This is a genomic window from Vibrio profundi, from assembly GCF_005281835.1.
GTDB classification, from domain to species: Bacteria; Pseudomonadota; Gammaproteobacteria; order Enterobacterales; family Vibrionaceae; genus Vibrio; species Vibrio profundi.
Genome location: NZ_RZIS01000001.1, coordinates 609,752 through 622,676 on the forward strand (window position 1 = coordinate 609,752; position 12,925 = coordinate 622,676).

At 40.9% G+C, this 12,925-nt stretch carries 9 protein-coding genes; 7 read left to right on the plus strand and 2 right to left on the minus strand.

Annotated elements, in window-relative coordinates:
* The first annotated feature begins 403 nt into the window (after nucleotides 1-403).
* The 7 genes from ELZ11_RS02855 (at nucleotide 404) to ELZ11_RS02885 (ending at nucleotide 11,183) form a co-directional block, all read left to right on the plus strand.
* Nucleotides 404-1,426 carry an ABC transporter permease subunit gene (locus tag ELZ11_RS02855; protein ID WP_137355852.1) on the plus strand — a complete coding sequence of 341 codons (1,023 nt, stop codon included), beginning with the start codon at nucleotides 404-406 and terminating at the stop codon, nucleotides 1,424-1,426.
* Nucleotides 1,423-2,466 (plus strand): ABC transporter permease, encoded by a 1,044-nt coding sequence (locus ELZ11_RS02860; protein ID WP_137355853.1) that lies wholly within the window; start codon nucleotides 1,423-1,425, stop codon nucleotides 2,464-2,466. The genes ELZ11_RS02855 and ELZ11_RS02860 overlap by 4 nt, the downstream gene beginning before the upstream one ends.
* Before the next feature lie 24 nt (nucleotides 2,467-2,490).
* Nucleotides 2,491-4,332, plus strand: a complete 1,842-nt coding sequence (locus tag ELZ11_RS02865; RefSeq protein ID WP_137355854.1) for an extracellular solute-binding protein — start codon at nucleotides 2,491-2,493, stop codon at nucleotides 4,330-4,332.
* Between the two features lie 17 nt (nucleotides 4,333-4,349).
* Nucleotides 4,350-5,216, plus strand: a complete 867-nt coding sequence (locus ELZ11_RS02870) for an ABC transporter ATP-binding protein (RefSeq protein ID WP_137355855.1) — start codon at nucleotides 4,350-4,352, stop codon at nucleotides 5,214-5,216.
* A gap of 5 nt (nucleotides 5,217-5,221) precedes the next feature.
* Nucleotides 5,222-6,028 (plus strand): ABC transporter ATP-binding protein, encoded by an 807-nt coding sequence (locus ELZ11_RS02875; RefSeq protein WP_137355856.1) that lies wholly within the window; start codon nucleotides 5,222-5,224, stop codon nucleotides 6,026-6,028.
* Nucleotides 6,029-6,228: 200 nt separating this feature from the next.
* A complete protein-coding gene (locus ELZ11_RS02880; RefSeq protein ID WP_137355857.1) occupies nucleotides 6,229-7,065 on the plus strand; it encodes a hypothetical protein in 837 nt (278 codons plus the stop codon).
* A gap of 29 nt (nucleotides 7,066-7,094) precedes the next feature.
* Entirely contained in the window at nucleotides 7,095-11,183 is a 4,089-nt protein-coding gene (locus ELZ11_RS02885; protein ID WP_137355858.1) for a zinc-dependent metalloprotease, read from the plus strand.
* An 83-nt stretch (nucleotides 11,184-11,266) separates the two neighbouring features.
* Here the strand turns inward: ELZ11_RS02885 and miaE are convergent, their stop codons facing one another.
* Both miaE and ELZ11_RS02895 read right to left on the minus strand, forming a co-directional pair.
* Nucleotides 11,267-12,040, minus strand: a complete 774-nt coding sequence (miaE, locus tag ELZ11_RS02890) for a tRNA isopentenyl-2-thiomethyl-A-37 hydroxylase MiaE (protein ID WP_137355859.1) — start codon at nucleotides 12,038-12,040, stop codon at nucleotides 11,267-11,269.
* A 69-nt stretch (nucleotides 12,041-12,109) separates the two neighbouring features.
* Nucleotides 12,110-12,874 carry a DNA repair protein gene (locus tag ELZ11_RS02895; protein WP_137355860.1) on the minus strand — a complete coding sequence of 255 codons (765 nt, stop codon included), beginning with the start codon at nucleotides 12,872-12,874 and terminating at the stop codon, nucleotides 12,110-12,112.
* Nucleotides 12,875-12,925: the final 51 nt, after the last annotated feature.

The following is a 12,925-nucleotide window of genomic DNA, read 5'->3' on the forward strand; positions in this document are numbered from 1 at the left end:
AAGTCAACTTAATGACGCAAACGTTTAGGGGCTTTTTTATTAGCATAATCGACTGAATTTTTTATAAGCATAACTAAAATGTATAAGTTATGGTACGAAAGCTGTGCTGATAACGCTGTCTTTATCACTATCCTTAGTTCTATATGTTATCTGCGACGCTTCGCACACACAGCTAAATTGTATCCAAATATATTTCATGTCAAAAATATGACTTAGCTCGATTAACTTGAGTGAATAGATTAATAATATTTTTATTAGTAGTGCTTATGTCTTAACGTTGTCACTAGTAATGAAATTGTTGCTAATATTAATTTGATATTAATTAGGTTGCATTTTGTTGGGTTGATAACGCTGATTTTCAGTAAGAACTCTCTTTTGGCGATAGGAATGGAGTATATCCCAATTGTTAGCATATATATTAAGACGTCTATTATTAGTCGTACCGACATTTCTAGGAATAACAATATTAATCTTCGCGATTACTCGTTTTGTACCTGGCGGACCCGTTGAAAGAATGTTGTCTAGCATGCATTCTGGAAGCGATAGTGCCTCTGTAAGTGTTGCTGGAAATAGCTCGGCATTGTCTGATGACCAAATAGCTGATCTAAATGCCTTTTACGGTTTAGATAAACCAATATTTGAATCGTATATAGATTGGCTATCAAAAATTATTGTATTGGATTTCGGAGAGTCGACGCGTTACTACGAGCCTGTAAGCGATATGATTGCGGAGCGACTTCCCGTATCGCTATTTTATGGTGGAATGACGTTTTTTATAAGCTATTTTATTTCTATTCCGCTTGGTTATTTTAAAGCTATTAAACATGGTTCGGTATTTGATTCCGCATCTTCTATATTAATTTTTATTGGGTATGCATTACCTGGTTATGTAGTGGGCGTGTTTCTAATTACGGTGTTTGCATACAATTTAGATTGGTTCCCTATGGGAGGCTTTGTTGGTGATGACTTTGATGACTACGAAACATTATCAGAACAAGTTAAAGACATTATGTGGCATGCAGTGCTTCCATTAATCTGTTATTTAATCGGTGATTTTGCGACGCTCACTATGACCATGAAAAATAATTTAATGGAAAATATTTCGGCGGATTATATCCGAACTGCGATTGCTAAAGGTTTACCGTTTAAAACTGCAGTTCGAAAGCATGCGCTTCAAAATAGCTTGATACCCATTGCTAGTCATTTTGGAAACTCTTTGCTGTTTTTCATGACAGGATCATTTTTGATTGAAGTGATCTTCAATATCGATGGAATAGGCTTATTAGGCTATGAATCGATAGTGGAAAGGGACTACCCAGTCGTAATGGGAATCGTCGCAATCAATGCAGTAATGTTAATGGTCGGGAATATTTTGTCTGATCTGTGTGTTGCGCTTGCGGATCCTAGAGTGAGGTTCGGATCATGATTACATTGACGCCATTGACTCAGAAAAAAATTAAGCACTTTAAAGAGATTAAGCGTGGCTATTGGTCTCTGGTCATCCTATCTACGATGCTGTTTTTATCCTTGATTGCTGAAGTATTGGTTAACAATAAAGCGTTGGTTGTGAAGTATAATGGAGAGTGGTCGTTTCCAGTTTTTAGTGACGTAAGAATGGGTACTGAGTTTGGGCTAGATTATTCGAGTGAAGCTGACTATAGACAGTTGAAAGAGCAATTTGAGCAACAAGCTGAAGGGAACTTTGTTGTTCTACCAATTGTACCTTGGAACCCTTATGAACAGGATTTTTCTGGTGACTTTCCTCCTTTAGCTCCAAGCTTAGATTCGAAGCATTACCTAGGTACCGATGTTATCGGGCGGGATATACTAGCCCGCTTAGTTTATGGCTTTAGAATCGCAATGGGGTTTGCCTTAATGACAATGGCAGTTTCCTTCGCTATTGGTACGGTGGTTGGCTGCGCGATGGGGTATTTTGGTGGGAAATTTGATCTATTTGCACAACGTTTGATTGAAGTCTGGTCTATGGTGCCATTCCTATATGTGATTATGATTTTGGTGTCAGTTACTCAACCAACGTTCACATTATTTATCGCGATCAATGTGTTGTTTGGTTGGATGCCTATCACTTGGTATATGCGAACGATGACTTACAAAGAGTCTGCTCGTGAATACGTTATGGCAGCAAAAGCGTTGGGTGCGTCAACTACGAGAATTTTACTGCATCACATTCTCCCAAATACTATGGTTATGATTGTAACGCTCGCACCGTTTACGATCGCAGCTAACATAACAGCGTTGACTGCCCTAGATTATTTAGGCTTAGGTTTAATGCCGCCAACGCCTAGTTGGGGAGAATTGCTACAGCAAGGGAAATCAAACTTGGATGCTCCTTGGATTGTTGTCTCTGTAGTTTCCTCAATAGTCGCAGTGTTGGTGATGGTGACGTTTATAGGCGAGGCTATTCGTTCAGCTTTTGATCCTAAGAAATTCACTCGTTACGTCTAATGCCAACTTACAAGGAAAGTAAAAATGAAAAATAATAAAGTAACATTGGCAGTCACAGCCGCATTCGCTAGTTTTTGTTTTCAATCACAGGCTGCAACACTACCTAGTGATTTAGAGTGGCGCACGAACAACGCTGAACCACTGTTTGCATCGGATGAGGCAAAGCGAGGCGGTACTTTACGTACCTTTATGGCGAGCTTTCCTCAGACATTACGTAGCGTTGGGCCCGATGCAAATTCAGGTTTGCGACACTATTTTATGGATGGTGCACCAAAACTCGCCGAAAGACACCCAAATACCGGTAAATGGATCCCTCAACTTGCTACTGAGTGGGCATTTTCGGATGATAACCGTACGATCTTTTTCAAGTTAGATCCTAATGCTAGATGGTCAGACGGAGAAAAAATCACCGCTGATGACTACGTGTTCATGCTCAAGTATTACCGCTCTAAAGATATCATCGATCCTTGGTATAACGACTTTTTCAGTACATCGATAACCGATGTTACGAAAATCGACGATTATACGATTGCAGTGGAAACTGCGATTGAACAAAGTGACGATGCTTTGATGGTACTTGTAAACATGCCAAGTAATGGGTTCCAACCAAGGCCGGAGCATTTCTTTAAAGGTGGGAAAGACGAAAATAGTGATGGCATGGATGATAATTTCGTTCGTAAATATAACTTTAAAAGTGAACCGACAGCGGGCCCATACTACTTAGACAAAGTTAAAAAAGGCAAAAGCGTAACTTTTAAACATGTCGGAGAGGAGTGGTGGGGTTATTCCAATCGTTACTACCAAAATCGTTATAACGTCGACAAAGTGCGTATTACAGTCATTCGAGACTTTGACATTGCGTTAAAACACTTCGAGAAGGGCAAGCTTGATTTCTTTGACCTCGTTTTACCTGAATACTGGCACGGAAAATCAGATTCGGAAGGCACTGAAAAAGGCTATATTCATAAGTTCTGGGGGTTCAATCAGACTCCTCAGGGGGCTGGCGGTTTATGGATGAACACCGCGCAACCCTTGTTAGATAATTTAGACCTACGTAAAGGCGTGATGCTCGCTACAGATTACGACGGTATGATCAAAAATATCATGCGTGGTGATTACACCCGCAAGCCGCATGGGCTTGGATTTGGTCATGGTGAATATGACAAAAAAGACAATAAGGCTCCAGAATTTAACCCTAGTTTAGCCGCTGAATATTTTGAAAAAGCTGGGTTCGATAAAGTTGGTCCTGATGGTATTCGTGTTAATAGCAAAGGGGAACGCCTTTCTTTTGCGATAACTTATGGTTTTACCACTTGGACACCGCGAATTGCTTACTTGAAAGAGCAAGCTAAATTAGCGGGTTTAGATTTTACTTTGAACTTAGTCGATGGCTCTTCTGCATTTAAATATATTCTTGAGAAAAAACATGAACTGGCATTCTTGAATATGGGATCGGGTGAAATTCCCGCTTACTGGGAGTATTTACACTCAGATAATGCAAACAAACCTCAAACTAACGCACATACCAATTACAGCAGTCCTGAACTAGACAAACTGATCGAAGCTTATGACGCAGAGTTTGATCAACAAAAACGTATCGAGCTGTCGCATAAAATTCAGGATTACGTTGCTGACGCAAGCATCATTGTTCCAGGTTATATGGTGCCGTATACAAGGGCAGTCCATTGGCGTTGGGTTCAATACCCAAGTAACCCAATGACTAAGCAGACGTTGAGCATGTTCCACCCTATGGATACCGGTAACTTCTGGATTGATACTTCTGTTAAGAAAGAAACCCAGAAAGCGATGAAAGACGGTACTTCTTTTGAGCCTGTCACCGTTACTGATGAGCAGTACAAGCTTTAATGGAAGGTGTAAACGCTATGAAGAATGAAGTAATCCTGAGCGTTAAAGGGTTAGAAGCTGAATTCAAAACGGATGAGGGACTAGTTAAGGTACTTCACGGGGTGAGTTTTGACGTGAAGAAAGGTAAGACCTTAGGGTTAGTCGGCGAGTCCGGTTGCGGTAAAAGTGTCACTTCGATGTCGATAATGGGCTTGCTCCCTAAACCCTACGGAAACGTAGTCTCAGGGCAGATCCTTTATAAAGGTAAAGACCTAGTGACCGTTCCAGCTGAAGAAATGTACTCGATGCGTGGAGATGCGATATCGATTATTTTCCAGGATCCTATGACAGCACTCAATCCGGTTCATACGGTTGGCAAGCAGATAATGGAAGTTCTAGAGCTTCATCGCCCAGAATTAGCGAAGGAAGAACGTCGAGCCTATGCAATCTCTATGTTAGAGAAAGTAAAAATTCCATTACCAGATAAGCGAATCGATGAATATCCTCATAATTTATCAGGGGGAATGAGGCAAAGAGTCATGATCGCAATGGCATTGGCTTGTAAACCCGATTTATTGATATGTGATGAACCAACTACAGCGCTGGATGTGACTGTACAATCATCAATACTGGAATTGATGAATGAGCTACAAGAAGAAACAGGAATGGGAATGTTATTCATCACACATGATTTAGGCGTTGTCGCTGAAATTTGTGATGATGTTGCGGTGATGTATGCGGGTAAAGTTGTTGAATATGCGGATGTTTATGATTTGTTTGATAGCCCGCAACACCCTTACACCAAGCGTTTACTAGGGCTGATGCCGAACTTGGATAAGCAGCCAAAACAAATCATCGATATTCCTGATATTGACCAAAGCGCGTTTCCAGAGTTTCGAGGATAAGAGTTGTGGAAGAAGTACTTAGAATTGAAAACCTGAAACAACACTTTGTCTCAGGAAAAAGGTTGTTTGCGAAGGGTTATACAGTTAAGGCAGTTAACGGTGTATCTTTTTCGCTCAACAGAGGTGAAACGCTTGGGCTTGTGGGGGAGTCCGGGTGTGGAAAAAGCACATTAGGTCGAACTATTTTAAAGTTATTTGAACCAACACAAGGCTCAATCTTTTTTGAAGGGGAGGATATAACCAAGTTAAACCCAAAAGAAATGCGTCCTTTGCGTAGAGAAATGCAAATCGTCTTTCAAGATCCTATGGAATCCTTAAATCAGCGTCATACGATTGGGATGATTTTAGAAGAGCCCTACGTAATCCATAATGTCGGGTCGTCAAAGGAGCGCAAAGAGTGGGTACTTGAACTACTTGATAAGGTAGGTCTGCCAAGAACTTCAGTCAATCGCTACCCTCACGAGTTCTCCGGGGGCCAAAGGCAAAGGATCGGTATTGCACGAGCGATTGCACTAAAACCAAAGCTTCTTATTTGTGATGAATCAGTATCTGCTTTAGATGTATCCGTTCAGGCGCAAATAATTAATTTATTGTTAAAGCTTCAATCAGAAATGAACTTAGCAATCATATTTATTTCACACGATTTATCTGTAGTAAAACAAGTTTCAGATAACGTAGCAGTGATGTATTTTGGAGAAATCGTAGAGTATGGAACTGCACTAGAGGTTTATAATAGCCCTCAAAATGATTACACAAAAAAATTACTATCAGCAATTCCAATTACGCACCCTAGCCAAAGAAAGAAAAGATAGTAAATAAAATAATAAATACAATCTCTATATAAATAGAACTTAATTTCGCTTGTTAATTTGATATTAGATTTTAGGGCTAAGCCCTATTTCTGATGGTTATTATCGAGGATTGAAAAATCCCTCGAGGAATAGTTACACCTCGTGAATTCGGTAATACATGGATGACTCTTGTGAGTCTAATATTTCATGGAAGTTAACATATGCAGAACACACATAAATGGAAACTGAGTTCGATATCTCTACTTGTTTCTTCTTTATTTGTCTCGCCATTATTGGCGGAAGAAAGTATTGAAATAAAACAAGAAGAAAAAGAACAACCAAGTAAGTTTGGCGGTTCAGTTTCTTTAGCTTACGACACCAATATATATAACAAAGATGATTACCGCTCTGTAAGAAACTTTTCCTGGAGTGGTACGTTGACCTACCAAATTAATGACAACCTCAGCAGCTACCTTTCAAGCGGTGGATATCGCGCGCTAGAAGATGAAGTAGGTACTTACGCTACGGACTCTGTCGCTGGATTAAGCTATTCAAGCTTATTTACTTTTGGCGAAACAGGTAAAGCTGGCCTGAGTGGTCAGTTAACAATACCTACCTCGGAAACTTCACGAAAAGATGAACTGGTTACTGCTTTACGAATTGCAATGCCAGTAAGCGCCAAAGCTCTTGGCGTCAATTTTTCGCTTTCCCCTCGATTAAGAAAAAACTTCCACGAATACAAGACGGCTGGTGGCCGTTCACTCACAGAGTGGACTTACTCACTTTCAGCTGGAGCGAGCTACAGCTTTACGAAATTGACATTAGGAATTTCAGCTCTTGGTGGAAACACAATCAGTTATCAGGGTACTCGACGCGAGAGTATTACTTATGGCGGCTCATTATATGGGGCTTACCAGGCAACGGATCATTTCAATTTTAGTCTGACGGCTGCTACGTCAGGTTTTTATGCAGATGCAGAAAGAGGAACGCTAGGAAGTATAGATCTATTTGATGCAGACCGCGCTTCATATATTGCGCAAGTTACATATTCCTTTTAGGGAAATAAAAATATAACAAGGAACACGACATGAATTTTAAAAAGATAGCATTAGCCTCTGCGATAGGCGGCATATTAGCCGGCTGTGGTGCAGACGACCAACAATATGAAACAGTAGAACGTGATGCGAAGGAATTCGCAGTAAAAGATTTGAAAGTCGATGGTAGGTGGTTTTATGTCCCTACGACTGGCGCGGCTCCGCGGTTTGCGTTGAATCAGTTTCCTTTTCTTCAAGGCATGGGACGATATGTAGAGCTTTGCTTTACTGAAACTGGTCTCGATGTCCGACATTTTGATCGAAACAACCCAGACTTTAATATTCCCAAAGACTCTAACGGATATTGTTTAGAGCAAGACATGGTAGGTTCGGATGACATATCTAACTTTGCTCATGTTTTAACTATTCCTGGTGATTTTGCTGCTTACCGTTGTGCTGAAGATTCGTATGGCGATTGTACGAATAAAGAAGAAGTGAACAAAGATGCGAGTTTAGGTTACCGTTCTAATACGCACTTTACCCCTGATCCAACCGAATTAGATGTCGTAGAATTTAACTATGAAGAGCTTTACGGATTAACTGATGGTTTAGATGAAGTAAACGTAGAGCTTGTGTCATGGGATTTTGACCCTAAAGCAGGAGTTCTAAACTTCGAATTAGAAAGAACGTTCCGTGTTGATTTAGCTAAGATCTCTAACTACATTAATTTCAATACGAAAGCAGGTATTGAAGACGCTCTTTCTGACGGTGCGTTTAAATCTCGTTTCCATTATTCACTTGTGCACGAAAGCATCGTGGCATCAAAAGACTATGAGCCAATCTTGTACCCGGTAGGAGATGAAAATGATATCGGTTACTTTACTACGGCTAGCAAAAAGCTAAATCCAATCACCAACAAGTACGACCGTGATGTAGTTTATCTAAATCGTTTTAATCCGAATTTGGAAAGTATTAAGTACTATTTATCGGACAACTTTTTTGAAGATAAAAATAAGCTGTTTTTAGATTCAACGATCGAAACTATCGACAAAATGAATAAAGCGCTCGAATTGTTTGGCGCGGATTCAGGTAAGCCACACATTGAAATTGTGAACCAAGCTGAGCCTGCTGGTATCCACCCAGGTGACTTACGTTATAACGTGATAAACCTCGTCGATGAACCATTAGCCAACGGTCTTCTTGGTTATGGACCATCAGTAGGAAACCCTGTAACCGGAGAAATCATCAAGGCTCATGTGAATCAATATTCCGGTGTAGCTCGTACAGGAGTACCATTCTATTGGGATAACTTGGTTCGTTTTTATAATCGAAATCAGTTAGATATGGATGGGCTCCCGGCAGAGGCAGTTTCCACTAATGCAACCCAAGATAATGATCAAAGTACGACTCAAGAAGTGACGGCTCGCCTGGCTGAACTGTCAGTTATGAATGCGATTAGTAATCTTCAAGATTCTGATGTGACGGCTCCAAGCTATATTGATGACTCAATTCAAGATCGAAATTACAAAGCTAGGCCGACATTATTAACATCGAACGTAAACGATGAGATGGACTTAAGTGACATTGTTGAAGCGGAAGACAATCGATTATCGTTCTGGGCTGAGAATAATGCCTATCCGATTGAAGCCTCGTGGGTGTCTTCGACTAGTAAGGCATCATTGGAAACTCTGTCTTTTAAAGATGACGATCGTTACTTCAACAGTGATGGCGAGTTGCTTCGTTGGAAGCACCTTCCAGCAGAGGTGCAGCGAGAAGTCGCTGATGCGATTACTGTTGCGACTTACAGTAACACGCTAGTTCATGAAATCGGTCACAACGTTGGCTTACGCCATAACTTTAAAGGCTCCAATGACAAGGACAATTATTACACGCTTGAACAAGCCAGAGCATTAGGCTTACAAAACATTCCTGCGTACAGTTCAACAATGGACTACGCACCTAGTATGTTAGATGAGACTCCAACATGGGGTTTGTATGATATTGCTGCATTTAAATTTGCTTATGGTCGTATTGTTGAGACGGTCCAAGATTCATCAGGTAACCCTGTGGATCCTGTGACGTTGCCAGAGAACCCTTCCGCTGAGCAATTAGCAGATTATCAAGCATACCAAGACTATCTAGGTTCGTTTGCAGGCAAGTTTGGTGCAGATAGTGATGCATTAATGACGTGTACCGAAGTAGAGACGTTAAAGGATGACGCTGGCAATGAAACAGGTCAGTCTTTGTACAATTGTGATTTCTCAAAATTTGATGAAGCGGCTCGTAACAACTCAGAGTATGCGAAGACTCGTTATGGTGCATTGTATTACTTAGAGAACTTTGCACAATTAGAGTCTATTCAGCGTAAGAGTTACGCTTTCTGTACGGACGGAAACGTATCTCTCAACAGTGACTGTAACCGTTTTGATGAAGGGACTAACTTAGAGGAGATCGTGCAATATAAATGGCAAAACTATTTAGATAGTTTTGATCGCCGTAATGCCGCGGAATACACACCGCATGGTATGTATTTATCTGACTACCCTAGCTACATCGTTAGGCGTTTCAGTGAAATGAGTGGAATCCGAGATAAGATAGAAGACCTTGAAAGAATTGATAACGTCTTCACTGGTGGGCAAGGTAAGCCAGGTGATTTGTTATTATCTTTGGCAAACAACGAAACCTATTGCCGCGAGGGCGATGATACTAGCCGTTGGTTCTGTGATTATGCCAATGGTGCCAAACTGTCGGCAGCGTTCTTCTTAGATGTTTTGAGGACTCCTGAACATCAATGTGTTATTCAAAATGGGACAGGTGAACAGAAAGTGGTTTCACTTGGAGATACTCTAAATCGATTTAGTTTCTCGATTCCTGCCGATTACGACATCGTTGAAGCTAACTGCTTCGACAATGTTGCCGCAGATGCTATTGAATACGTTGAGTCAGGCTATACTGCTGTAGCTGAAACAGCCAATGGTAGGTTCTTGAATTCGATTGGTAGCTTTGATCCTGACGTTCCTTATAGCAATGCTATAGCTGTGTTTGGGCATTGGCCGGATAAAGTGATTGCGAGCCATTTCTTAGCGCGTCGAGATTCAGGTCGTTATACAGACGAAGTGAGTTTTGCTTCATTGTTAGATCTCCCTGGTGTTAAAGCTGGTTACGATGAAATTATTGCTAACCTTCTGGCAGAAGAACCATTGACCACACCTATAAAACTGGTCGATGAAGAAGGCAATGAATTTTCCGCTTTAAATGGTGTAACGGTGAACTTGCACAAAACAGTACAGATGGAATCACTGAACCAAATGCCAAGAGGTATCGAAAGCTTCCTAGGCATATCAGATGAGAGCCGTGATCGTATTTCAGATGTTATTTTGAAAGCAGGTCTACGTGAAATGCGCTCAAATGATTACAAAGTATCAAGTCGAGGTAAAACGCAGTTTGATTCTTTAACTAAGCAGCAAGACCATTATGGTTTGATTGCAGGCAAAAAACTGAACTTTGTTGTAGATGGTCAAAGCTATGTCGCAACAGATGCAAATACGCTGGCATATAAATATGCAACGCAATTAGTGACATCAGAAGGTTACGACTTGAAACTTTACTTTGATAGTTATGCAAGAGCTGACTTAACTACCACGCAACAAGCAATTTTATCGGCGTGGGGTGGCTTCCGTACGGAAATCATACCGGCATTCCACGATGCGGTGTTGTTACTAGATGCCCCAATGGTGAACGCAATGAAGACCAACATAGATGCCGATATTGTCGCGAATGTCGCAACCATTGGTGAGTCATTCAATAACTTTGTGAATGCTAATATTGCTTCTGGTGATTTGGTGTTTGACCAAGCAGCAAATACGCTGACTTACAATGATGGAAAAGCCCATTTAGTCGATGATGCTTATGCCGCTTACTATGATTCGTTCCTTCTGACTTACAATGATTTTGGTACATCGATGATGTTTGCAGTAGATAATGTTTACGCAGGTTACGTAGCTGCTTCAGATGAAGACAAACAATTGTGGTTGTCAGATGTTGAACTATTATCGGCTTACTTAGAAGGTGATATTAGCGCTGTGGCGGGTAAATACTATGAGTTATTAGAACGTATTCCGAACGCGTATAACATTCACTAATAGGCATAGAATCATATAGTTATAAAAAAGCCCTATCAAACGATAGGGCTTTGTTTTTATAAGCGAATATTAACCACTCAGTATTATAAAGATGGCACACCACTATGAAATTTAAAATCAGTGTCAGTTGAAGAGATTAACTCTGCTTCTACTTTTCCAAAATAGGCAACGCGCTCGCTAATATCTTTGTCGGTAATTTGCTGAGCGAGGCTCAAGTAGTCTTGATAGTGTCGAGCTTCTGAACGCAGCAAAGAAATATAAAATTTAGTGATGTCTTCATCTAGGTGCGGAGCCAGTTTGGCAAAACGCTCACATGAACGAGCTTCAATGTAGGCACCAATGATTAGCTTATCCACCAAGGTTTGGGGCTCATGAGTCTTAACGTGTGACAGTAATCCTTTCGCGTATCGGCTTGCGGTAATGTTCTCGTAAGGAATATCGCGGCTGTCCATGATTTCCAGCACTTGATAGAAGTGATGGAGTTCTTCTTTGATTAACAGCACCATTTTATCGATCAGCTCTTGGCTGTATGGAGCGCCGGACTTCGCCATGATGGCTTTCGAGATGCTGTTTTTGCCTTTGAGAGTTTCTAGAGAGCCAACCTTGCGGTATGCAAAATCTTCATAAGGTTTAAACCATTCAAGCAAGGTATTTGCGCTTTCTTTGTCGACAGCGTATTTACGGATCAAGTACATCGCAGATTGACCAGCTTTCAATTCACACAGCAAGTGATCAAGTAAGATGGTTTTTAAGTTCTCAGGCTTCTTGGCTTCATTGATCCACTCATCTGGAGTTTCACACTGCAAGAAACTATTAATTGGTGCAAGAAGGTCCTGCATGGTCTCGTTATCAATCATGTTCTTTACCGCATAAAAAAGGTCACCATCGGTGACCTTGAATTAGGAATTTGGAGAATTAGGCGAAAATTACCATTTTTTCTTCTGTCCGAATAGTGCGTCCATGTCATCGTCACGTTCTTTGGACTCAATTTGCTGTAATTCTTCCGCATTTTTGTCTTGGCGTTTCTGATCAAGATCATTAAGCATCGATTGAAGCTTCTCACGTGCTTGATTTGAGTAAGCGTCATTCTTAGAACTTAAGGCGTCAATCCCCTTACGTAATAACTGGATTGCAGTGCCTGGTTGGCCACGTGCAATGGAGTCGTTAGCTCGCTTAATAACGTTTTCGATGTTGATACGAATTTGAATGGTTTCAAGACGCGCATTTTCTGCTACGTAAGCTTGGGTCTCGAATCGGCCTTTATTATGTTCATTGCGAATTGTATCACGCAGCTTTTTCACTAGCTTAAGCATCATAATCGCTTGTTTATCACTGCTAGGTACTTTGAAGGTCGTGCTTTCACCACCTTGGTAGTTGTCTTTTAGTTGAGTGATTTGCTGTTTTACACTTTCAATTCGCTGAGCAAGCTGTTTGTTTTTGGGATCTAACTGATACATGTTCTCAAGCGCATCGAGAATACGAGTGTTCAAGCACACTAATAAATCTTGACTGAAAGGCATGTGGTGCGCGTTACCGATCAAATCTTCGGTAGCATCGATAGTGGTTAGGTAGCGAGTAGACTCCTGCTTCTTAGCAGTCTCTACTTTAACTTTGTATTGAAGCATGATGTTGTAGCCCAAGACTAACACCAGTAGAACCGCTACCAAGGCGATGATTAAACCAATATTCATATATTTATGTCTGCTTTATGTATGTCGTAGCTACGGTAAAGGATACATGAT